This is a genomic window from Arthrobacter rhamnosi (assembly GCF_054510855.1).
Genome location: NZ_JBTNDT010000001.1, coordinates 474,059 through 496,072 on the forward strand (window position 1 = coordinate 474,059; position 22,014 = coordinate 496,072).

At 69.5% G+C, this 22,014-nt stretch carries 24 protein-coding genes and 1 other RNA gene; 14 read left to right on the plus strand and 11 right to left on the minus strand.

Features of this window, described 5'->3' with window-relative positions; all coding sequences use genetic code 11:
* Window positions 1–7: 7 nt before the first annotated feature.
* Together ACX80I_RS02310 and ACX80I_RS02315 are read left to right on the plus strand one after the other, a co-directional pair.
* Window positions 8–1,042: an ABC transporter permease gene (locus ACX80I_RS02310; RefSeq protein WP_459343552.1), complete on the plus strand. Its 1,035-nt coding sequence runs from the start codon at window positions 8–10 to the stop codon at window positions 1,040–1,042.
* Window positions 1,039–2,817 (plus strand): ABC transporter ATP-binding protein, encoded by a 1,779-nt coding sequence (locus tag ACX80I_RS02315; protein ID WP_459343553.1) that lies wholly within the window; start codon window positions 1,039–1,041, stop codon window positions 2,815–2,817. Before ACX80I_RS02310 ends, ACX80I_RS02315 begins: the two co-directional genes overlap by 4 nt.
* An 85-nt stretch (window positions 2,818–2,902) precedes the next feature.
* Here the strand turns inward: ACX80I_RS02315 and ACX80I_RS02320 are convergent, their stop codons facing one another.
* Window positions 2,903–3,868: a zinc-binding dehydrogenase gene (locus tag ACX80I_RS02320; RefSeq protein WP_459343554.1), complete on the minus strand. Its 966-nt coding sequence runs from the start codon at window positions 3,866–3,868 to the stop codon at window positions 2,903–2,905.
* 172 nt (window positions 3,869–4,040) lie between these two features.
* Here ACX80I_RS02320 and ACX80I_RS02325 point away from each other — a divergent pair, with 172 nt between their 5' ends.
* Entirely contained in the window at window positions 4,041–4,115 is a 75-nt protein-coding gene (locus tag ACX80I_RS02325) for a 50S ribosomal protein bL37 (RefSeq protein WP_369299106.1), read from the plus strand.
* A gap of 101 nt (window positions 4,116–4,216) precedes the next feature.
* Here ACX80I_RS02325 and rsrA read toward each other — a convergent pair whose 3' ends face one another.
* Both rsrA and ACX80I_RS02335 read right to left on the minus strand, forming a co-directional pair.
* Window positions 4,217–4,477, minus strand: coding sequence for a mycothiol system anti-sigma-R factor (gene rsrA / locus ACX80I_RS02330; RefSeq protein ID WP_459343555.1), 261 nt, complete (start codon window positions 4,475–4,477; stop codon window positions 4,217–4,219).
* A complete protein-coding gene (locus ACX80I_RS02335) occupies window positions 4,474–5,169 on the minus strand; it encodes a sigma-70 family RNA polymerase sigma factor (RefSeq protein WP_459343556.1) in 696 nt (231 codons plus the stop codon). Before ACX80I_RS02335 ends, rsrA begins: the two co-directional genes overlap by 4 nt.
* Window positions 5,170–5,578: 409 nt before the next feature.
* Here ACX80I_RS02335 and ACX80I_RS02340 point away from each other — a divergent pair, with 409 nt between their 5' ends.
* The 11 genes from ACX80I_RS02340 to ACX80I_RS02390 all read left to right on the plus strand — a co-directional run bounded on the left by ACX80I_RS02340 (window position 5,579) and on the right by ACX80I_RS02390 (window position 15,539).
* Window positions 5,579–6,127, plus strand: a complete 549-nt coding sequence (locus ACX80I_RS02340; RefSeq protein ID WP_459343557.1) for a DoxX family protein — start codon at window positions 5,579–5,581, stop codon at window positions 6,125–6,127.
* A 5-nt stretch (window positions 6,128–6,132) separates the two neighbouring features.
* On the plus strand, window positions 6,133–7,503 hold the full coding sequence (gene aroA, locus ACX80I_RS02345; protein ID WP_459343558.1) for a 3-phosphoshikimate 1-carboxyvinyltransferase: 1,371 nt from the start codon (window positions 6,133–6,135) through the stop codon (window positions 7,501–7,503).
* The gene (gene rsgA, locus ACX80I_RS02350; RefSeq protein ID WP_459343559.1) at window positions 7,500–8,630 is read left to right on the plus strand and encodes a ribosome small subunit-dependent GTPase A; all 1,131 of its coding nucleotides are present in this window, start codon (window positions 7,500–7,502) and stop codon (window positions 8,628–8,630) included. The genes aroA and rsgA overlap by 4 nt, the downstream gene beginning before the upstream one ends.
* A 173-nt stretch (window positions 8,631–8,803) precedes the next feature.
* Window positions 8,804–9,007, plus strand: a complete 204-nt coding sequence (locus ACX80I_RS02355; RefSeq protein WP_043446208.1) for a cold-shock protein — start codon at window positions 8,804–8,806, stop codon at window positions 9,005–9,007.
* 143 nt (window positions 9,008–9,150) lie between these two features.
* Window positions 9,151–9,960: a histidinol-phosphatase gene (gene hisN, locus ACX80I_RS02360; RefSeq protein ID WP_301226796.1), complete on the plus strand. Its 810-nt coding sequence runs from the start codon at window positions 9,151–9,153 to the stop codon at window positions 9,958–9,960.
* Window positions 9,961–9,987: 27 nt separating this feature from the next.
* Window positions 9,988–10,752 (plus strand): class I SAM-dependent methyltransferase, encoded by a 765-nt coding sequence (locus ACX80I_RS02365; RefSeq protein ID WP_459343560.1) that lies wholly within the window; start codon window positions 9,988–9,990, stop codon window positions 10,750–10,752.
* Between the two features lie 31 nt (window positions 10,753–10,783).
* Window positions 10,784–11,704 (plus strand): metal ABC transporter substrate-binding protein, encoded by a 921-nt coding sequence (locus ACX80I_RS02370; RefSeq protein WP_459343561.1) that lies wholly within the window; start codon window positions 10,784–10,786, stop codon window positions 11,702–11,704.
* Window positions 11,701–12,540, plus strand: coding sequence for a metal ABC transporter ATP-binding protein (locus ACX80I_RS02375; protein ID WP_459343562.1), 840 nt, complete (start codon window positions 11,701–11,703; stop codon window positions 12,538–12,540). Before ACX80I_RS02370 ends, ACX80I_RS02375 begins: the two co-directional genes overlap by 4 nt.
* A gap of 1 nt (window position 12,541) precedes the next feature.
* Window positions 12,542–13,567, plus strand: a complete 1,026-nt coding sequence (locus ACX80I_RS02380; protein WP_459343563.1) for a metal ABC transporter permease — start codon at window positions 12,542–12,544, stop codon at window positions 13,565–13,567.
* Window positions 13,567–14,298, plus strand: coding sequence for a metal-dependent transcriptional regulator (locus ACX80I_RS02385; RefSeq protein WP_459343564.1), 732 nt, complete (start codon window positions 13,567–13,569; stop codon window positions 14,296–14,298). The genes ACX80I_RS02380 and ACX80I_RS02385 overlap by 1 nt, the downstream gene beginning before the upstream one ends.
* A gap of 140 nt (window positions 14,299–14,438) precedes the next feature.
* Window positions 14,439–15,539, plus strand: coding sequence for a carboxylate-amine ligase (locus ACX80I_RS02390; protein WP_459343565.1), 1,101 nt, complete (start codon window positions 14,439–14,441; stop codon window positions 15,537–15,539).
* A 25-nt stretch (window positions 15,540–15,564) separates the two neighbouring features.
* On the opposite strand, the gene ACX80I_RS02395 is transcribed toward ACX80I_RS02390, so the two are convergent.
* The 8 genes from ACX80I_RS02395 to ftsE all read right to left on the minus strand — a co-directional run bounded on the left by ACX80I_RS02395 (window position 15,565) and on the right by ftsE (window position 21,904).
* Window positions 15,565–15,792, minus strand: coding sequence for a hypothetical protein (locus ACX80I_RS02395; RefSeq protein WP_133080897.1), 228 nt, complete (start codon window positions 15,790–15,792; stop codon window positions 15,565–15,567).
* Between the two features lie 45 nt (window positions 15,793–15,837).
* Complete coding sequence (locus tag ACX80I_RS02400; RefSeq protein ID WP_459343566.1) at window positions 15,838–17,142, minus strand: D-alanyl-D-alanine carboxypeptidase family protein; 1,305 nt, start codon at window positions 17,140–17,142, stop codon at window positions 15,838–15,840.
* A 127-nt stretch (window positions 17,143–17,269) separates the two neighbouring features.
* Window positions 17,270–17,637, minus strand: a transfer-messenger RNA (tmRNA) gene (gene ssrA, locus ACX80I_RS02405).
* A gap of 109 nt (window positions 17,638–17,746) precedes the next feature.
* Window positions 17,747–18,124 carry a hypothetical protein gene (locus ACX80I_RS02410; protein WP_459343567.1) on the minus strand — a complete coding sequence of 126 codons (378 nt, stop codon included), beginning with the start codon at window positions 18,122–18,124 and terminating at the stop codon, window positions 17,747–17,749.
* Complete coding sequence (gene smpB, locus ACX80I_RS02415) at window positions 18,121–18,594, minus strand: SsrA-binding protein SmpB (protein WP_087076369.1); 474 nt, start codon at window positions 18,592–18,594, stop codon at window positions 18,121–18,123. The genes ACX80I_RS02410 and smpB overlap by 4 nt, the downstream gene beginning before the upstream one ends.
* Before the next feature lie 67 nt (window positions 18,595–18,661).
* Window positions 18,662–20,284, minus strand: a complete 1,623-nt coding sequence (locus tag ACX80I_RS02420) for a M23 family metallopeptidase (RefSeq protein ID WP_459343568.1) — start codon at window positions 20,282–20,284, stop codon at window positions 18,662–18,664.
* Window positions 20,285–20,288: 4 nt separating this feature from the next.
* The gene (ftsX, locus tag ACX80I_RS02425) at window positions 20,289–21,203 is read right to left on the minus strand and encodes a permease-like cell division protein FtsX (protein ID WP_459343569.1); all 915 of its coding nucleotides are present in this window, start codon (window positions 21,201–21,203) and stop codon (window positions 20,289–20,291) included.
* On the minus strand, window positions 21,200–21,904 hold the full coding sequence (gene ftsE, locus ACX80I_RS02430) for a cell division ATP-binding protein FtsE (RefSeq protein WP_459343570.1): 705 nt from the start codon (window positions 21,902–21,904) through the stop codon (window positions 21,200–21,202). Before ftsE ends, ftsX begins: the two co-directional genes overlap by 4 nt.
* Between the last annotated feature and the right edge of the window lie 110 nt (window positions 21,905–22,014).

Consider the following 22,014-nt stretch of genomic DNA (forward strand, 5'->3'; position numbering starts at 1 on the left):
ACATCCCATGAGCACGAACGACAAGATGCGGGACGACTCCCGCACGTCCCTGGAGCTGTCCGAGCTGACGCTCCAGAGCCAGGACAACGACATCGCGACCGCCGCCCCCACGCGGGAGCAGACGGACCGCATCCGCACCACCGAGGCCAAGAGCCAGGGGCGCCTGATCCGCGAGCGGTTCTTCCGCCACAAGGGTGCCCTCGCGGGCATCGCCCTCCTGGTGCTGATCTTCCTCCTCGCCTTCAGCTCCATCGGGTTCGCAGGGATCCCCGGCTGGTGGAACAAGGACTACGACGTCCTCGCCGCGCGCTTCAACGAGGGACGTCCCACGCTGACGCTCTGGCCCTTCAGCCTCGGCGAGCACCCGTTCGGCCAGGACGTCCTCGGCCGCGACTACTTCGCGCTCACCATGCGCGGCATCCAGACCTCCCTCATCATCGCGTTCATCGTCGGGCTGGTGGCCATGGTCATCGGCACGACGGTGGGGGCGGTCGCAGGATACTTCCGCGGCTGGACCGAAGCGTTCCTCATGCGCATCACCGACGTCGTCATCACCATCCCGACGGTGGTCATCGCCGCGGCGGTCGCCGGCATCGTGGCGAAGAACGGCATCATCCCCTTCGCGATCTTCCTGGGCCTCGTCACGTGGACGGGTCTCGCGCGGCTCGTGCGCGGCGAGTTCCTGTCGCTGCGCGAGAAGGAGTTCGTCGAGTCCGCGAAGTCCGTCGGTGCGAGCTCGGCCCGCATCATCTTCCGGCACATCCTGCCCAACACGGTCGGCGTCATCATCGTGTCGACGACGCTGGCGATCTCCGGGGCCATCCTCCTCGAGACGGGCCTGAGCTTCCTGGGCCTCGGCGTCACGGCGCCGGACACCTCGCTCGGCAAGGCCATCAACGACAACCGCTCGGCCCTCACCGTGCGCCCGTGGCTGTTCCTCTGGCCCGGAGCGTTCATCATCGGCATCGCCCTGGCCGTCAACTTCATCGGTGACGGCCTGCGCGACGCGTTCGACCCCAAGCAGACAAGGGTGAAGCAATGAGTTCTCGATCCGTCATCATCTCGAACGAGCAGGCTCCGCTCGCCGACGGCCCCATCCTCGCGGTCCGCGGCCTCGGCGTCGAGTTCAACGTCGACAACGAATGGGTGATGGCCGCGCAGGACGTCTCCTACGAGATCCACCCCGGCGAGATCCTGGCGATCGTCGGTGAATCAGGATCCGGCAAGAGCATGTCCTCCATGGCCCTGCTCGGCCTGCTCCCCCGCAACGGCCGCTCGACCGGCAGCGCGAAGATGCTCGGCCGGGAACTGATCGGTGCGCCGCAGGGCACCCTCCGGCGGGTCCGCGGCAACGAGATCGCGATGATCTTCCAGGAACCCATGACGGCACTGAATCCTGTGCTGACGGTGGGTGAGCAGATCCGGGAGGCCGTCGAACAGCACACGGAGCTGTCACCGGCTCAGGCGAAGAAGCGGGCCATCGAGCTGCTCCGCATGGTGGAGATCCCCGAGCCGGAGCGCCGCTACGACAACTTCCCGCACCAGTTCTCGGGCGGCCAGCGCCAGCGCGCGATGATCGCCATCGCCCTGGCGAACGATCCGATGCTCCTCATCGCCGACGAACCCACGACGGCGCTCGACGTCACGGTGCAGGCGGAGGTGCTGGACCTCCTGCGCAAGCTCAACAAGAGGCTCAACAGCGCGGTGCTGCTCATCACCCATGACATGGGAGTGGTCGCCGACCTCGCGGACCACGTCGTCGTCATGGAGCGCGGGCGGATCGTCGAGGCTGCGCCGACGGCGCAGCTGTTCGCCGCCCCCGCCGAGGCCTACACGCAGCAGCTCCTCGGCGCGGTTCCCCACCTCGGGTCGAAGGTGGGCGGCGTCCTCTCCGACGTCGAGGTGGTGGACGGGCGCCTGAGCATCCACGAGGAGTACGCGGAGGCGGCCGTGCGCGCGGAGGAGACGCACAGGGCGTCGGGCGTGGTGCCGGCGCTCGAGCTCCGGGACGTGGACATCGAGTACCCGGGCCGGTTCCGCCAGCCCCCCTTCAAGGCGGTCTCCGGCGTCTCGCTGACCATTCAACCGGGCGAGGTCCTGGGCCTGGTCGGCGAATCCGGCTCGGGCAAGTCCACGATCGCCCGTGCCGTGACGGGGCTCATCAAGACCTCCGGGGGCAGGGTCAGCATCGGCGGCACCGACATCACGGACCTCAGCGCCCGCCAGCTCCTGCCGCTGCGCAAGAAGTTCGCGATCGTGTTCCAGGACCCCGCGGCGTCGCTGAACCCGAGGCTGTCCATCGGCGACAGCATCGGCGAGCCCCTGCTCCTCCACGAGAAGCCGGGCCGCGCCGAGCTGGACCGGCGCGTGGCGGCCCTGCTGGACGACGTGCAGCTGCCGGTCGCGTTCCGCAACCGGTACCCCCACGAGCTCTCGGGCGGGCAGCGCCAGCGCGTCGGCATAGCCCGGGCGCTGTCCCTCCGTCCGGACCTGCTCGTGGCCGACGAACCGACGTCAGCCCTGGACGTCTCCGTGCAGGCCCGGGTCCTGGACCTGCTGCAGGAGCTGCAGCGGGAGCGCGGCTTCGCGTGCCTGTTCGTGAGCCACGACCTCGCCGTCGTCGAGCTGCTCGCAAGCCACATCGCGGTGCTCAACAAGGGCACCCTGGTGGAGCAGGGCAGCACGGAGCAGATCCTGAAGTACCCGCGCGACCCCTATACGCGGCGCCTGCTCGCGGCGGCCCCGGTGCCGGACCCGGCCGAGCAGTCGCTCCGCCGGGAGCAGCGCTCCGCCCTCCTCGCGGCGGGCGCCGAGTAACGTCAGAGCGGGTACACGGCGGACACGGATGGGAACCCTCGGCGGAGGGTCCCCTTCCGTGTCCGCGACGGGCGACAGGCTCGCCTCAGTGGCGGAAGACGACCTTGCCGAACACGTCGCCGTCGAGCATGCGCTGGAATCCCCGGGCCGCGTCGTCGAGGGGCAGGACCGTGTCGATGACGGGGCGCACCCCCGTGGCCACGAGGAAACGGGTCAGCCGGACGAGCTCCTCCCGCGTCCCCATGGTGGAACCGAGCACGCGCAGCTGGAGGAAGAACACCCGGTTGAGGTCCGCCGACGGAGCCGGACCGCTCGTCGCTCCGCACGTCACCACGGTCCCGCCGGGCACGAGCGACTTGAGCGAGTGGGCCCACGTGGCCTCGCCCACCGAATCGAAGACCACATCGACGCGTTCCGGCAGCCGCGCCCCTGCGTCGAACACCTGCTCGGCGCCGAGTTCCAACGCCCGGTGCCGCTTCGCCTCGCTGCGGCTCGTCGCCCAGACCCGGAACCCTGCTGCGGAGGAGAGGGCGATCAGCGCGGAGGCGACGCCGCCGCCCGCACCCTGCACGAGCACCGTGGACCCGGGCGCCGCCGGCGACACCGTGAACAGCATGCGGTACGCGGTGAGCCACGCGGTGGGAAGGCACGCCGCTTCCTCGAAGGACAGTGCAGCGGGCTTGGGCACCAGGTTCCGCTCGGGCACCCACACGTAGTCGGCCATGGTGCCGGGGTAGCGCTCGGACAGGAGGGAGCGCTTCGGGTCGAGCGTCTCGTCACCCCGCCAGTCGGGCGAGGACACGACGCCGTGCACGATCACCTCGTTGCCGTCGTCGTCGATCCCGGCGGCGTCGCACCCGAGCACCATGGGCAGGCGGTCCTCCGGCAGGCCCACACCCTTCAGCGACCACAGGTCGTGATGGTTGAGGCAGGACGCGACCACCCTCACCCGCGCGAAGCCCGCAGGGGCGTCGGGTACCTCGAGGTCGCCGACGGTGAGTCCGCCGAGCGGATCGTCTCCTGACTGGGTTGCTGCATAGGCGGCGCGCATACATAAGCTCCTTCGGTCACGGATGTCCACCCATCCTAGGGGCAGGCCGCGAAGCGCCGGCTGCCGCCCCGCGCGCCCCGCCTGCCGCTGTTTAGGTGACGCCCGTTGCAGTATGGGAGACTTGGGTGCAGTTCTGTACGACTACAGTGCCTGAAGAAAAAAGGAGGCAGCCATGAGCAAGCGAGCACGCAAGCGTCGCGACCGGAAGCGTGGAGGCGCAAACCACGGTAAGCGCCCCAACACCTGAGTCCAGGCGTTATCCGCTGCAGCAGCAGCACACGAAAGAACCTCCGGGCCGTCACGGCACCGGAGGTTCTTTTGTTTTGCGGCCAGGCAGCCGGGACGACGTCAGTGGTCGACGGTCCTGAGGTGGCTGATGCGGTTGAGGATGCTCGTCTTCAGGGTCGACGGCGCGACCTCGGTGCAGGACCGTTTCACGACCGACCGGATCACGCACTCGAGGTCATGTTCCTCGGCACACTCCGGACAGCCCTCCAGGTGGTCCTTGATCTCCACGAGGTCCTGGTGGGACAGCGCGCCGTCCAGGTACTCGTACAGCCGTTCGATCCTCGAGTCGGCGCAATCGCCCATGCTCTCGCAATCGCTCATTTCTCCATCTCCTGTTCCTTGCCCGCTGCACCCGTCGCGACCCGGGTCCTGGCACCAGCACCTGCGCCGGTACCGAGGCCCCGCTCGTGCGCGTACTCGGCGAGGAGTTCGCGCAGCAGTTTGCGGCCGCGGTGCAGCCGGGACATGACGGTCCCGATGGGCGTGTTCATGATTTCCGATATTTCCTTGTACGCGAAGCCTTCGACGTCCGAGAAGTACACGGCGAGCCGGAATTCCTCCGGAATGGCCTGCAGGGCACTCTTGACGTCGGAATCCGGCAGGTGGTCCAGCGCCTCGGCCTCTGCCGAGCGGAGACCGGTGGACGTGTGTTCGGCGGCCTTCGCCAGCTGCCAGTCCTCGATGGTGTCCGAGTGCGACTGCAGGGGCTCGCGCTGCCGCTTGCGGTACAGGTTGATGTAGGTGTTCGTGAGGATGCGGTACAGCCACGCCTTCAGGTTGGTACCCGGCTTGTACTGGTGGAAGGCCGAGAACGCCTTCGTGTAGGCCTCCTGCACCAGGTCCTCCGCATCACTGGGGTTCCGGGCCATGCGCATGGCGGCCGAGTAGAGCTGGTCGACGTACTGCATGGCGTCGCGCTCGAAGCGTGCCTTGCGGTCGGCTTCCGACTCCGTAGACACGTCCAACTGGTCGTCTTCGGCCTGGCTGCTACCTGCGGGGGCTGTTGTATTCATCGTCCCAAAGTCTACGCGTCCGCGCGGCCTCGCGGCCGGGGAAACGTCCCGCCGGACCGACGTCGAGAGCTGGAAATCCGGTCTTTCGACCGTGGCCGTCCGTACACCCGTCATGCGCACCCATCTCCCGTTCCGGTTTCCTCCACGCCTCTTCCAACCCGCCTGGGAGCGCCCTTATTCCTGCCGCCCGCCCTCCCGCCTGCCTCCTGCATTCCTCCTGCCTGCCTCCTGCACCCCCTCGCTGTTCTCCCTCGTGCACCGCCCGTTGCCGCCGTCCTCCCCGCAACCCGGGCGTCCGGGGCGCCCGCGGGATCGCACCGTATCCGGAGGCATGCAAAACTAGTCCCAGCGTGCTCCGCAGAACAAAACCCGATGCCCGGCGAATCGCGCCGGCAACCAGGAGGCAGTTGTGACCCTTGTCCGCGTAATAGCCCGACCCTTGATCGCCAGCGGTTTCGTGTTCTCCGGTATCGACCGGCTCCGCACGGCGGGCACCACGGCCCCGCAGCTCAAGCCCGTCCTCGCAGGCATCACGAGGGTCGTCCCCTCGGCCGCCGCGGTCACAGGCAACGAGAAGCTCGTGGGCCAGGTGCTCGGCGGCACCCAGGTCGCGGCATCGCTCCTGTTCGCCATCGGTCGGTTCTCCCGGGTCGCGGCCCTCCTCCTGACGGTGACGGCGACAGTGAACACCCTGGTCGACTACCGCTCGGCGGACGCCTCGACGCCGGAGGGCAAGAAGGCACGCCGCTCGCAGCTGCTCAAGAACCTCTCGCTGATCGGCGCCGTCCTGCTGGCCGCCGTCGACACGAACGGCCGTCCGGGAATCGCCTGGCGCGCGGAGCACCTCGCCGTGGGTGCCCGGAAGAACGCCCTGGGCCTGGGCAAGGACGCGCGCAAGCAGCTGAAGAAGGCCGACAAGGTCGTGCGCAAGACCGCTGCCGACGTCGTCGGTTCCTAAGCTCCATGACAGCGTCTCCAGGCGGGGTGCCCGACCAGACCATGTGGCGGGCGCCCCGCCTGAGCCGTCCCGTGGATGCCGACATGTCGGTCCCCGGCTCGAAATCACTGACCAACCGCTACCTCGTGCTCGCCGCCCTCGCGGACGGGCCGTGCGTCATCCGGCGGCCCCTGCACTCCCGTGACTCCGCCCTGATGGTCGCCGCCCTGCGCGCCCTCGGCACGGTCATCGACGAGGTGCCCGGCGACGGCGACTTCGGCCCGGACCTGCGCGTCACTCCCCTGCCGGCCGGAGGCGGTGACACGCGTCCGCGGGCGGTCGACTGCGGCCTCGCCGGCACGGTGATGCGCTTCGTGCCGCCCCTCGCCGGCCTCGTCGCCGGCACCACCACCTTCGACGGCGATCCGCATGCGCGCCGACGCCCCATGGGGAGCATCGTCGCCGCGCTGCGCGGACTCGGCGTGCCCGTCGACGACGGCGGGTCCGGCTCGCTGCCGTTCGCCGTCCGGGGCGAGGCGGACGTCCGCGGGGGGCACCTCGTCATCGACGCCTCGGCGTCCTCGCAGTTCGTGTCGGCGCTGCTCCTGGTGGGCGCCCGCTTCACGGAGGGACTGCACCTCGAACACGTGGGCAAGCCCGTGCCGAGCCTCGACCACGTCCGCATGACCGTGGAGACGCTGCGCTCCCTCGGGGTGGCGGTCGACGATTCCGTCCCGAACCACTGGCGCGTCTCGCCGGGGCCGATCGCGGCCTTCGACGTCGCCGTCGAACCCGACCTCTCCAACGCCGGGCCCTTCCTCGCCGCGGCGGTCGTCACCGGCGGTACCGTCCGCGTGCGGAACTGGCCCGAGGACACCACGCAGGTGGGCAACGAGTGGCGGCGCATCCTCCCCCTCATGGGTGCGACCGCGGTCCTCGACGGCGACGTGCTCACCGTCACCGGTGGGGCCTCGATCACCGGAGGAACCTTCGCCGACACCTCCGAGCTCGCCCCCACGGTCGCGGCGCTCTGCGCGCTGGCGGAGACGCCGTCGGTCCTCACCGGCATCGCCCACCTCCGCGGCCACGAGACGGACCGCCTCGCGGCACTCGTCGCGGAGATCAACGGGCTCGGCGGGAACGCCGAGGAGACGGCCGACGGCCTCGTGATCCGGCCCGCACCCCTCCATGGAGGGGTGTTCCGCACCTACGACGACCACCGCATGGCGACCGCCGGCGCCATCATCGGCTTGGCCGTCGACGGCGTGGAGGTGGAGAACATCGGCACCACGGCCAAGACGATGCCGGAATTCCCTGAGCTCTGGGCGGCGGTCACCGGAACCGCCGGGGCGAACGGGAACTCCGACGCCCGGGGACCCGCGGCGGCACGCGCATGAGCGAGGCCGGCAACCGCCGCGGCTCGCGGTCCTGGGACGAGTCCGACGTCCGGATCCGCCCCAACAAGAAGGGTTCCCGCCCACGCACCAAGAACCGTCCCGCCTACGAGGACGCCGTGCTGGGCCGTGTGGTGACCGTGGACCGCGGGCGCTACACCACCGTGGTCGACGAGGACACCCCGGACGAGCGCACCGTCATCGCCGCGCGCGCACGGGAACTGCGCCGCAGCGCCGTCGTCGCCGGTGACATCGTCTCCCTCGTCGGCGACCTCTCCGGAGGACCCGACTCCCTCGCACGCCTCGTGCGCATCGAGGACCGCCGGACCGTCCTCCGCCGCAGCGCGGACGACACGGACCCGGTGGAACGCGTGGTGGTCGCGAATGCGGACCAGCTCGTGATCGTCGTCGCGGCGGCCAACCCGGAACCGAGGACCGGCTTCATCGACCGGGCGCTCGTCGCCGCCTATGACGCAGGCATCGAACCGCTGCTGTGCATCACGAAGGCCGATCTCCGCGATCCCGCAGCCCTGCTCGCCAACTACGAGCACCTCGACCTCCGCGTCATCATCAGCCGGACCGACGAGAGCGTGGGGATCGAGGCCACATCCGACGACGGCGAGTCCGCCCGGCTCTCGCACGGGGCGGTCGACGCGCTCCGCGAGGAGCTCGACGGACAGGTGAGCGTGCTGCTCGGCCACTCCGGTGTCGGCAAGTCCACCATGGTCAATGCCCTCACCGGCTCCTCCCGGGCCACGGGCGGGGTGAACGCGGTGACGGGCCGCGGACGCCACACGTCCTCGTCGGCCCTCGCACTCAAAGCCGCCGACGCCGCGCCCGGGACGTGGATCATCGACACCCCGGGTATCCGGTCCTTCGGGCTGGCGCACGTGGACGCCGACCGGATCCTGAAGGCGTTCCCCGATCTCGAGCCGGGGACGGAGCGCTGCGAACGCGGGTGCCGGCACGACGACAACGCCGTCGATTGCGGGCTGGACAGCTACGTGAACGAGGGGCTCGCCGGGGAGTCGGGCCCGGTGCGGCTCGCCAGCCTGCGCCGGCTGCTCACCGCCGGGACCGCCGACCCGCGGGGCAGCGCCTCCGACGCCAAGGAGCTCGGCCAGCAGTGAGTGGTCAGAGGCAACCGGAAAGACTGTTAGGCTGAAGGCTGTTGTTGTTTGCGCATTAAATTTCAAGCCTTGACCCTCCACCTGGAGTTCGACAGCTTTTGACGAAAAGCGGGTAACGAACACCACGATGAGCCCCGAACGTCGGGACGCTCTCCCAGGTAAGGAAATACGACATGGCTACTGGCACAGTGAAATGGTTCAACGCCGAAAAGGGCTTCGGCTTCATCGCTCCCGAGGACGGCGGCGCTGACGTGTTCGCCCACTTCTCCGCGATCAACTCGAACGGCTACCGTTCCCTCGAAGAGAACCAGAAGGTCAACTTCGAGACCACCCAGGGCCCCAAGGGACCCCAGGCCGAGAACATCACCGTTCTCTAAATTCTTTCCCGGTTGCTCCTGCAGCCCGGATCCGAAAGCCACCGCGCGGCGCGAGCCCGCGGTGGCTTTCTGCTGTCCGGGCCCGCCCGCGCACCCCGCGCCGCCGGGCGGGAAGTGCCTGCGAAGACGATAGGTTGAACGGTATGAGTTTCACGCAGGGCTACAACGACGACCTCCGCCTCGCCCACATCATGGCCGACTCGGTGGACGACCAGACGATGGCGCGCTTCAAGGCGCTCGACCTCCGGGTCGAGACCAAGCCGGACCTCACTCCCGTGACCGACGCCGACAAGAGCGCCGAGGAAGCGATCCGCGGCCAGCTCTCCCGGGCCCGGCCGCGCGATGCGGTGCTCGGCGAGGAGTTCGGGAGTTCGGGCTCCGGTTCGCGCCGCTGGGTCATCGATCCCATCGACGGCACCAAGAACTTCGTCCGGGGCGTGCCTGTCTGGGCCACCCTGATCTCCCTGATCGACGACGGGAAGCCCGTGGTCGGCGTCGTGAGCGCACCGGCGCTCGGCAAACGGTGGTGGGCGGCGGACGGCACCGGCGCCTACACCGGCAAGTCCCTCGCGGCGGCGCAACGCCTGCGGGTGTCGAACGTCTCCCGGCTCGGGGATGCATCCCTGTCCTACTCGAGCCTGTCCGGCTGGCGCCAGCGGGGATCCCTGGCCGAGTTCGTGAACCTGACCGACCGCGTCTGGCGCACCCGCGCCTACGGCGACTTCTGGTCCTACTGCCTGGTGGCGGAGGGCGCGGTGGACATCGCGTGCGAACCGGAACTGAACCTGTACGACATGGCGGCACTGGTGCCGATCGTGACCGAGGCAGGAGGCCGCTTCACCTCCCTCGACGGCGAGGACGGCCCCTTCGGCGGCAACGCCCTGGCCACCAACGGAACCCTGCACAGCGAGGTCCTGCGCACCCTCAACCCCGATGTGGATGACCTGCTCTAGCAGCACCGCCGGCACCGGGAGCCCCTCGTGGTGAGGGGAGGGCCGAGGCTGGACGAGGAGCGGCGCCGCGACATGGCCCGCGCCTATCTCTCGGGAGCAGGGCGGTACGACCGCGTGCGTCCCGGGTATCCGGCACAGGTCGGCGACTGGATCGTCCCCGACGGTGCCCGCCGCGCCGCGGACATCGGCGCCGGCACGGGGCTCTTCACCGGCCTGCTGGTGGAGCGCGGACTCGGGGTGACGGCGGTGGACCCGTCGGAGGACATGCTCGCCGTCCTCTCGACCCGACTGCCGGAGGTCCCCGTCGTGCAGGGCACCGCGGAACACTCGCACCTGCCCGGCGGCTCGGTGGACCTGCTCACCCTCGCGCAGGCCTGGCACTGGTGCGACCACGCGGCGACGGTGCAGGAGGCCGCACGCGTCCTGGTGCCCGGAGGCCGGATCGCCCTCGTCTGGAACCAGCTCGACGTCTCGCTCCCCTGGGTGCATCGTCTGTCCCGCATCATGCACGCCGGGGACGTCTTCTCCCCGGCGTACCGGCCGGACTTCGGACCGGCCTTCGCCCCGCCCGAGGACCTGCTCGTGCACTGGACCCAGGAGCTGCGCGTGCCCGACGTCGTCGACCTCGCGCGGTCCCGCAGCTACTACCAGCGGGCCTCACCGGCCATGCAGCAGCGTGTGGAGTCGAACCTGCGGTGGTACCTGACCGATTACCTCGCCTTCGAGCCCGATGCCCTCCTACGCATCCCGTACTACACCCATACCTGGCGCGCCTCCCTGCTCCGCGTCTAGTTTTCGGCATGCCTAAACGCTATTTTTAGGTATGCCTCAAAATCAGCTCCGGAGGCGGGTGGGCAGGACCGCCGCATGGTGCCTCGCCGTGGTGCTCCTCCCCGGATGCGCGGCCACGGCGGCGCCGGGCACACCGGTGGACGACCGGCCGCTGGTCCTCACCACGTTCTCGGTCCTCGCCGACCTCGCCGACACCGTCGGCGGAGGCCACGTCCGGGTCGAGTCGATCACGAAGGTGGGCGCGGAGATCCATGGCTACGAACCGACGCCGTCGGACCTGGTGAGGGCGCAGGACGCGGACCTCATCCTCGACAACGGGCTGGGCCTCGAGCGGTGGTTCGAGCGCTTCCTGCAGTCGGTCGATGCACCCCACGCCGTCCTGTCCGACGGCGTCGAGCCCGTGGACATCCGCTCCGGCGACTACAACGGACGGGCGAACCCGCACGCCTGGATGTCCCCCCTGGCGGCCCAGACTTACGTGGACAACACCGTCGAGGCGCTCTCGGGCCTCGCTCCGGACCATGCCGCCGACTTCGAAGCCAACGGCCGGCAGCTGAAGGACGAGCTCGCGGACCTGCTGGCGGGCTTCCGCGAGGACGTGGAGGGCACCGGCACGGCGGCACTCGTGACCTGCGAGGGAGCCTTCTCGTACCTGGCACGGGACGCGGGCCTGCAGGAGGCGTTCATCTGGCCGGTCAACGCCGACACGGAGGGGACGCCGCGCCAGATCCGGGACGTCGTCGGCTTCGTGGAGGAACACCGCGTGCCCACCGTCTTCTGCGAATCCACCGTGAACCCCTCGGCGCAGGAACAGGTGGCCCTCGCGACCGGAGCCGAACTCGGCGGGACGCTCTACGTGGACTCCCTCTCCGAGGCCGACGGCCCCGTACCGACGTTCCTCGACCTCATCCGCTACGACCTCCACACCATCGCGGAAGGACTCGCCCGATGACCGCACTCCACTCCGCTCCAGCAGCGCCCGTGCTCGGGGTCCGGAACCTCAGCGTGAGCTACAACGAGGTCCATGCACTCGACGCCGTCACCGTGAGCCTCGGCGCCGGGACGATCTGCGGGCTCATCGGCGTCAACGGCTCGGGGAAATCGACGCTCTTCAAGGCGCTCATGGGACTCGTGGTCCCCAGCGACGGCAGCATCGAGCTCTTCGGCATGTCCACGGCGGGTGCCCGGAAGCAGGGCCTGGTGGCCTACATGCCGCAGGCCGAGGAGGTCGACTGGACGTTCCCGGTGTCCGTGTCCGACGTCGTCGCCATGGGGCTGTACGGACGCCTCGGTGCCGGCCGCCGCCTGCGCGCGACCGACCGGGCCGCCGTCGACGACGCCCTCGAGCGGGTGGGTCTCACGGAACTTCGAAAACGTCAGATCGGCCAGTTGTCCGGCGGCCAGCGCAAACGGGTCTTCATCGCCCGCAGCATCGCCCAGGACGCGCGGCTGCTCCTGCTCGACGAGCCCTTCGCGGGCGTGGATCGGGCCAGCGAGCGCACGATGACGGCCCTCCTCAAGGCGCTGCGGGACGAGGGCCGCTCCGTGCTGGTGTCCACCCACGACCTCGCGGGCGTGCCCGAACTCTGCGACGAGGCGGTCCTCCTGCACCGGCGTGTGCTGGCCCAGGGTGATCCGGTCCGGGTGCTGACCCACGGCAATCTCGCACTCGCCTTCGGCCCCGTGCCGCCCGCACCCTCCACGCCCTCCGGCACCCCCGCGGGTCCGGCCGCGCCTTCCGCCGCGCCTTCCGCCCCGGCTGCCGCCGCCCCGAACGGAGAATCCTGACATGGATGTCCTCGCCTTCCTGCTCGAACCGCTGCAGTACGGTTTCCTCACCCGGGCCCTCGCCGTCACCGTCGCCGCCGCCGTGGTGGCGGCCGTGCTCTCCTGCTGGCTCATCCTCATGGGCTGGTCACTCATGGGCGATGCCGTGTCGCACGCCGTCCTGCCCGGAGTCGCCCTCGCGTACATCCTCGGCATCCCGTTCTCCATCGGCGCCTTCGTCTTCGGTGCCGGTGCCGTCGCGCTCATCGGGATCGTCCGGTCCACCACCAAGCTGAAGGCGGACACGGTGATCGGCGTCGTGTTCACCGCCCTGTTCGCCAGCGGGCTGGCGATCGTCTCGGTCACCCCCTCGCAGATCGACCTGATGCACATCCTGTTCGGCAACGTCCTCGGTGTCTCCACAGGCGAGGTCTGGCAGGTGCTCGTCCTCGGCGCGGGAACCCTCGCCGTCCTGCTGTACAAGCGGCGCGACCTGACCCTGCTGGCCTTCGACCGCACGCACGCCCACGTGATCGGACTCAACACCAGGATGCTGTCGGCCCTGTTGCTCGGACTGCTCGCCCTCACCGTCGTGGTCGGGCTCCAGGCCGTCGGGATCATCCTCGTCGTGGCCATGCTCATCACGCCGGGGGCCACCGCGTTCCTCCTGTCCCGCAGTTTCGACCGGATGCTGGTGATCGCCGTCGTGCTCACCGTGGCCGCGTCCGTCGCAGGGATCTACGCGAGCTACTACCTCGACATCTCCACGGGCGCCGCCGTGGTGCTGTGCCAGGCGCTGGTCTTCGCCATCGTCTACCTCTTCGCCCGGCCCGACGGGGTGCTGTGGCAGGCCCGCCGGCGGCGTGCGGCCTCGCGGAGCGGGTCCGGCTCCGCGATCGGGCGCACCGTCGCCCGACCCGGCACCGATACACAGCCCTCCGACACGCCGCCCACCGCTATACCTGCCGCCGGTATCCCTCCCGCCGGCGTGCCGGCAGCTCCCCCCGCGTCCCGGACGTCCGAAGCGGCACTGCCCGGGGACGCCTGATGGCGGGCCGCAGGGGTGCCGTGCTCAGCATCGAGTCCACGAGCGTCCAGGACTACGTCAAGGCGATCTACGCCTTCACCGAGTGGCAGGGGGACGCCATCACCGCGACGCACCTGGCGACGCGGCTCTCGGTCGCCAATTCGTCCGTCACCGGGATGGTCGTCAAGCTCGTGGACCTCGGGCTGGCACATCACCGCAAGTACGGGCCCATCAGCCTCACCCCGTCCGGGCAGGCCCTCGCCCTCGCCATGGTCCGCAGGCACCGGCTCATCGAGACGTTCCTCGTGACCGAGCTGGGCTACGGCTGGGACGAGGTGCACGACGAGGCCGAGCTGCTCGAACACACCGTCTCCGACGCCTTCATCGAGCGTCTGGACGTGAAGCTCGGCCACCCCCGCCGCGATCCGCACGGGGACCCGATCCCGGGCGCGGACGGCTCGGTCCGGTATCCGTCCGCGCATCGGCTCGACGGCCTGGACGACGGCCATGCGGGCCGGCTCGTGCGGGTGAGCGACGACGACCCGGACGTCCTGAGGTTCCTCGACCGGAACGGCATAGCGCTCGACGACGACCTGCTGCTGGCGCAGCGCGCCACCGGGTCCCGCCTGGACCTGCGCCTCGGCGCCGACGCCTCCGCACCGCACCTCGCGGTGGACGCGGCCCTCGCCCGGTCCCTGTGGATCGAGAGCACCGCACCCCACGAGGGGTGCACGATCGGTGCCCCCTGCTGACGCACCTGCCGTACCGCGGGACCCACTGCACCGGCGGGAGCCACTGCACCGGCGGCAAATCGCCCTCGCCGGGGTCCCGCTCCTAGACTGGTCGGAATGCCGTGCCCCGATGTCCCTGATACCCCGGAAGGGAGTTCCCGATGACCACCCTCGGACTTGAGGAGGAGTACCTGCTCCTCGACCCCGTGTCAGGACTGCCCGCACACCGCGCAACCGAGGTGCAGGGGCTGCTCGAGTCCACGCCGGAGATCAGCCGCGACGAGATCCAGCGCGAGCTGCTCTCCTGCCAGATCGAGACGGCGACTCCCGTCTGCGAGACCCTGACCCAGGCGGAGGAGTCCCTGCTCAACTTCCGCCGGAAGTTCGCGGACGCCGCGGAGGGCGTCGGGACCATCGGGGCCCCGACCGGGACGGCGCCCTGGATCCGGCAAGCGTACCCGGAACTGACCGACAAGCAGCGCTACGAGGATCTGCGGGCCAGCGCGCCGGGTATTGTGGGCGACCAGTTCGTCAACGGCCTGCACGTGCACGTGGGCGTCCCCGACCAGGAGCGCGGCATCCAGGCCCTCAACCGCATCCGCCCCTGGATACCGCTGCTGACCGCGCTCAGCGTCAATTCGCCGTACTGGCTCGGCCGGGACAGCGGCTTCGACAGCTGGCGGGTGGTCCACTACCGCCGCTGGGCCGTCCAGGGCATCGCTCCCTACTTCGCCGATGCGGCCGACTACGAGCGGCGCATCACGCGGCTCGGCACCACCGGCGCCATCCTCGACCGCGGGGTCCTGACCTGGGTGGCACGCCTCTCGGACCACTACCCCACGCTCGAGCTCAGGGCCTGCGACGTGCAGCTCGAGGCGCAGGACTCCGTGTTCCTCGGCGCCCTGACCCGGGCGCTGGTGGTCACCGCCCTCGGCGAAGCCGAGGCGGACACACCGCCCGTCGTCCCCGACCCCGAACTACTCGATGCCGCTCTGTGGCAGGCTGCGCGCGACGGGCTGGAACACCACCTCGTGGACTGTGCAACGGCGGAACGGGTTCCCGCCGGAGAGCATCTCGCAGCCTTCCTCGAGCACGTCGGCCCGGCTCTGGACGCCGAGGGCGACACCGCCTGGGTGAAGGCGGGCCTCGCGACGGTGGACGACCGCGGCACCGGCGCCACCCGCCAGCGCCGGGCGATGCGCGAGGGCGGACTGGAGGGCCTGCTGTCCCTGTACGGGCGGACCCTCACCTTCGAGCCCTAGGGCCGCCGGGCACGTACGAGAGCCGTCAGCGCTCCCGGGTGTCACGCCGCAGCAGGCCGACGATCAGGCACAGGAGTCCGAGGAGGAGGGGCACGAGGGTGAAGAGGGTGTGCGTCCCGCCCAGGTAGCTCATCACGAAGATGTAGACGAACGTCCCGCCGACGAGGATCCAGCCGAGCACGATCAGGGCCCGGCCCCGGTGGGGCGGAGGCAGCGGCGGGAGCCACGAGGGCGGCCGGTCGGTCCAGCTCATTGCCCAAGTGTAGTGGCCGCTCCCCCGGCATGACCCGGGCTGCGGTCAGTAGGAGGGCGCGGCCGGAAGGCTCATGTAGTGCTCGAGGGTGGGTAGTCCGTGGATGCGCATCTCCGAGGAGATCGTCGTGCCGACGTACCGCAGGTGCCAGGGTTCGTAGGAGTATCCGGTGACCGAGGTGAACCCCCGCGGATAGCGGATGATGAATCCGTAGCGCCAGGCGTTCCGGGCCGCCCAGTCTCCTGCCGGCGTTGTCGCGAAGCACTCCTGCAGCCCGCAGTCCCCGTTCGGGGTGCCGATGTCGACGGCGAGCCCGGTCTGGTGTTCGCTGAAGCCCGGGCGGGCGGAGATGAGGTCGGCCGTCGCCTGGCCGTACTGGTTCACGTACGAGGCATACAGGGAGGCCTGCGTGTCGTAGGACCGGTAGCCGCTGACCGGGACCATCCCGATGCCGCTGGCGCGCGCGTCCGCGAGCAGCCGCGCGAACTGCTGGGCGGCATCGCTGCGGAGCAGGGGCCCCTCGACCCCCACGAGCGGTCCGGGGACATGGCGTGCCGGGTTCAGCTGCCGGCGCTTGTTGACGACGACGAAGACCGACGCGGCGACATCGATATCGCGGGCGATCCGCGCTCCGCCTCCAGGGGACCACGAGATGACCCCGCGCTGATACCGCTGACTGCACGTACCCGCGGCGCACGACTCGTTGGTCACGGGGTAGCCGAGGGCGCCGTTCTCGTAGCGGGTGGAGGCCCAGGCCGCGCGAATCGCGCCGACGGAGATCCGCGCACCGGTTGCCGGCGACCAGATGATCGACCCGCCCTGGTAGTTCTGGTAGCACCCGCCGCCGCGCAGCCCGCAGACCTCGTTCGTGGTCGGGTAGCCCAGCTGGCCGTTCTCGAATCCGGAGCGCGCCCAGGCTGTGCGGATCGCGCCCCACGTCGCCCGTCCGCCGGTGGCCGGGGACCAGTGGATCGAGCCGCCCTGGAAGCTCTGGTAGCACCCGCCGTTCCTCAGCCCGCACACCTCGGAGCCTGTGGGGTAGCCGAGCTTGCCGTTCTCCCACCCCGTCCGGGCCCAGGCTGTGCGGATGCCGCCCCAGGTCGGCTGGGCACCGGTGGGCGGGGACCAGTGGATCGAGCCGGCCTGGAAGCTCCGATAGCAGCCGCCGCCGCGCAGCCCGCAGGTCTCCGGGGACGTCGGGGCGCCGAGGCGTCCGGACGCACCGCCGAGTTGAGCGTATTTCGCGTCGATCGCCGTCACCGCCTGGGCCACCGGCGCCACGACGACGGTGCCCGCCAGGAGCAGCGCACAGGTCAGTAGGGCGAGCAGGTACGCGGCGATGCGCCTCATGATGACCCCTGGAACTCGAACGATCCTGCTCACAGGGTAGGCGTCGGGGACAGCGGCGACAAGGCTTCGGCAGCAGGAGCCGGAGACGACGAAGCGCCCCGCCGGGTATCGGCGGAGCGCTTCGTGGTGGTGGAGATGGCGGGAATTGAACCCGCGTCCGATGCAGTGTAGTCAGGGCTTCTCCGGGCGCAGTTTGCGTCGGTTTTTCTCGGCTTCAGTCATCGTGCAAACAAGTGGCTGCCAAGCCCAGTTGTATGAAAGTCCCCCCGGTCCCTACAACGAGGACCGGGAGCAGTGGCCCTCTAAATGACGCCAGTATCCGGGGCGAGAGCAAACCCGGGCTGACGGACTAGCTAGGCTGCTTAGGCAGCGAGAGCGAAGTCAGTGCGCTTTTGTTCGGCACTTATTGTTTTACAAGGAGCGTTTACGAGATAACCCTGTATCCTCGGCCCGCTTCCCCTGTCGCGACTAACATCGTCGAAACCTGTCATCCCCATGTTCAGTTATCAAGTGATTCCTGTACCGCTCGGCATACCGGCCGTGCGATTCCTCGAGTCTACAGCACGGTGGTCCCGCTGATCCGGAGCTTCGCCAGCAGAGAACACTAGCGTCCCAGCTGGATGCCCAGGATGACGACCGGCGACTGCCAGAGGCGGACGACGACGAAGGCGAGCGTGACGAACGCGATGCCGAGGGCTGCGAGGGCCGTGGTGCCGGCCTGCTTGCGCCGGAAGCTCCACCAGAAGATCGCCGCATTCAGCAGGAGAAGCACCGGGGAGATCCAGACGAGGGCCTGCGCGAAGAAGACGTAGACGAGGAAGACGAACGGGATCAGCGAGAGGATGCCGACCGGCACCACGACCATCAGGAGGACCAGGTCGATGAGCGCACCGAGGGTCACCCACCACGGGCGCCTGTAGGTCAGCTCGGACGGGTCGGGCTCGTCGTCGTGCTCCTGGGCTTGCCAGAAGACATCGCTCACGCGCCGAGGTTCTTCTCGCGCATCGCACGCAGCGCCTCGCGGTTGTCCTGCTTCTCGCGCAGGGTCTGGCGCTTGTCGTAGTCGCGCTTGCCCCGTGCCACCGCGATCTCCACCTTGGCCCGGCCGTTGAGGAAGTAGAGCTGCAGCGGGACGAGGGTGAAGCCGGACTCACGGATCTTCTGCGAGATCTTCGTGAGTTCCTCGCGGTGCAGGAGCAGCTTCCTCCTCCGGCGGGCCGCGTGGTTCGTCCAGCTGCCCTGCGAATACTCGGAGATGTGGATGCCCTCGAGCCAGAGTTCGTCGCCGTAGAAGACCGCGTAACCGTCCACGAGGGAGGCGCGGCCCGCGCGCAGGGACTTGACCTCGGTGCCCATCAGGGCGAGGCCGGCCTCGTACGTGTCGAGCACGGCGTAGTCGTGGAAGGCCTTCCGATTGGTGGCCACCACTTTCCGGCCACTTTCCTTCGGCACGGCGATACTCCTTCGGCGCTGCTGCGGACGGCGGTCCGCGGGAGGACAGTGCCTTCCATCCTACGACCTAGAGCAGGCCCATCGGGTCCACGAGGGTGCCGTTCAGCATCGTCTCGAAGTGCAGGTGGCACCCCTGCGAATTACCGGTGGTACCCGTGTAGCCGATCAGCTGGCCCGCGCTGACGCGCTGCCCGGCCGCGACGACATAGCTCGTGAGGTGGTAGTAGTTCGTCGCGAGCACATTGACTCCCACCACTCCGTGGTTGAGGACGATCCGGTTTCCCGCTCCGGGCAGGACGTTCGAGTCCGCGTACCAGACCTCGCCGGCAGCGGGCGCGTAGAGCGGCGTTCCGCAACCCACGCCGTAGTCGATGCCGGTGTGCATGTAGCCGCCGGTGCCGTTGAAGTCGATGGTGCCGACCGGCGTCGGGCGCCAGCCGAAGCCGGAGCTGATGGGCGCGTCAACCGGCGGTCTCAGGCCGAAGGCGGCGGGAGGCGACGGCACGGAGACGGGCGGTGCCGGGACGACGGGCGGTGCCGGGATGACGGGCGCCACCGGCTCGACGGGCTGCGGCTGGACGGGAGCAGGAGCGGGCCGGTTCGCGGCTGCGGCCTCCGCTTTCCGGCGCGCGGTTTCCGCGGCGGCGGCAGCATCGGCTTCGGCCTGGCGCCGCGCCTGCTCGGCAGCGGCAGCTGCCTCGGCCTCGGCGCGGACACGTTCCTGCTCCGCTTTCTGCCGGGCCTGCTCCGCTTTCTGCCGGGCCTCCTCCGCTTTCTGCCGGGCCTCCTCCGCCTTGCGGGCTTCCTCGATCATGCGGCGCTGGCGCTCGGCGATGTCCGAATTGACCTGCTGCTGGGCCCGCTCGACGCCCGCAAGCTTCGCCTCGATGACGGGTTTCTGTTTCTGCAGAGTGGCGGACAGCGCGGACGTGTCGGCCACGAGCTTGTCCACCTTGGCTTTCTGGTCCGCTGCCTGGTCGCGTGCCGCCTGCTCGGCGGCGAGGGCGGCGTCGGCCTTCTCCTTGAGCTCGGTGATCTCGGCCTCGACGGCCTCGAGGCGGGCCTGGCTGTTGGCGTTCGTGGCGTTCTGCTCTGAGAGGCGCTGCATTGCCGCGTTCTGGCTGCGCAGTGCCTGGTCCACCATGTCCATCGACTCGGTGAAGTCCTCCACGCCCTCCGCGCCGAGGAGCAGCGAGACGTTCGTGGGGATCCCGCCGTTCTTGTAGGCCTCCGTGGCGATCTGTCCGATGACCTCGCGCGTCTCGTCCATCTCCTGCCGGTCGGCGCGGAGTTCCTCGGTGATCTTGTTCCGGGTCTCCTGCGCCAGCTCGACGCGGACGGCCAGTGCCCCGACCTCGCCGGTGGCGGCCTCCACCTTGCCCTGCGCGTCGGCGAGGGACTGCTGCGCCGCGGGAAGCTCCGCCTGGTAGGTCTTCAGTGCACCGATGGTCTCCGCGATGTCCGAGTCCAGGTACTCCATGGACTGCTGCACCTCCGCGACCTCGTTCTCGAGGGCACTCTTGCGGTCGTCGAGTTCGTCCGCGACGACCGGCGTGGTGAACCCGAGGGCGAGTGCGACGACGAGTGCGATCGAACTGCCCGCGGTGCCACGGACGACGAAGGCCCGCTTGTCCTGCCGGGCCCACCAGGTTGCTGGTGGGCGCGCGTGGTCTCTGGCGCTGAGCGGCATGCTGTCAGACCTTTACGTATCGTCGAAGGGTGAGCAGGGATGAGAGCCCCGCGAGGACGGCTCCGAGAAGTATCAGGACCGGGACCAGGATCAGCACCTGCTGGGACGAGATGAACGCCGTCTGGGGGAAGGTGTTCGCGAGCCAGCCGTCGATCACGAACCTCGACGCCCCCCACAGCGCGGCGGAGGCGAGCACGGCGCCGATGACGGCGGCGATCACGCCCTCCAGGATGAAGGGCAGCTGGATGACGGCCTTGGACGCCCCGACGAGGCGCATGATGCCGGTCTCCCGGCGGCGGCTGAAGGCCGAGAGCCGGATGGTCGTCGCGATCAGCAGGATGGCGCAGAACGTCATGACGCCGGCGATCGCCAGCGCGACCACGGATGCCCAGTTCATGTACCGGAAGATCGCCTCGAGGAAGTCCCGCTGGTCGCTCACCGCGTCCACGCCCGGCTCCGACGAGAAGGCCTCGTCGATGACCTCGTACTTCTCGGCGTCGACCAGGCTCACGCGGAAGGACTCGGGGAGCTGGTCCGCGGTGACGGAATCGACGATCGGCGAGTTGGCGAACTGGTCGCGGAAGTGGGCGAGCGCCTCGTCCTGCGACTCGTAGGTCACGGTGTCGACGTACGGGGCGAACTGCTCGGATTCGAGTTTCGCCTGGATGGCTGCCCGCTGGTCCTCGGTCACGGCTCCGGTGGCGCAGCTGGCCTCCGAGGAGTTGTCGACGCAGAGGTAGAGGGTGACCTGGACGCGGTCGTACCAGTAGCCCTTCATCTGGTTGATCTGCAGCTGGAACAGCCCGGCCGCGCCGACGAAGGTCAGCGAGATGAAGGTCACGAGGATCACCGAGGTGACCATCGACAGGTTGCGGCGGATGCCCGAGCCGATCTCGGACAGGATGAACGCGAGCCTCATCCGGCCATCGCTTCGGCCTCGCCGATGTAGATGCCCTGGGCGTCGTCGCGCACCACGGATCCGCCGCGCAGTTCGACGACGCGCTTGCGCATCGTGTTCACGATGTCGTCGTCGTGCGTGGCCATGACCACGGTGGTGCCGTTCTGGTTGATCTTGTCGAGCACCTTCATGATGCCCATGGAGGTCGTCGGGTCGAGGTTCCCGGTGGGCTCGTCGGCGAGGAGGATGCCGGGCCGGTTCACGATGGCGCGCGCGATCGCGACGCGCTGCTGCTCGCCGCCGGAGAGTTCGTGCGGCATGCGGTTGTTCTTGCCTTCGAGGCCGACGGTCGCGAGGACGTCGGGCACGGTCTCCCGGATGACGGCGCGGCTCTTCCCGATGACCTGCATGGCGAACGCGACGTTGGCGAAGACGGTCTTGTTGGGCAGCAGGCGAAAGTCCTGGAACACGACGCCGATCCCGCGGCGGAGGCGGGGTACGCGCCAGCTGGGGATGTTGGCGACGTTCTGGCCCGCCACGTACACGGCACCCCTCGTCGCCCGGTCCTCCTTGAGCACGAGGCGGATGAAGGTCGACTTGCCGGAGCCCGAGGCGCCGACGAGGAAGACGAACTCGCCGCGGTCCACGTCGAGGGAGACGGCATCGAGGGCGGGCTGCGACGTGGAGTCGTAGGTCTTCGTGACGTTGTCGAATCGGATCATGATCACTCTGCGCCCATGGTGTCCGCCGGGCACGGGCATTTGCTGGGGGAAGGAAGCGCCGGCTCCTCGACTATAACGACGGCATCACGAGGCGCCCATTACCCCGGCGG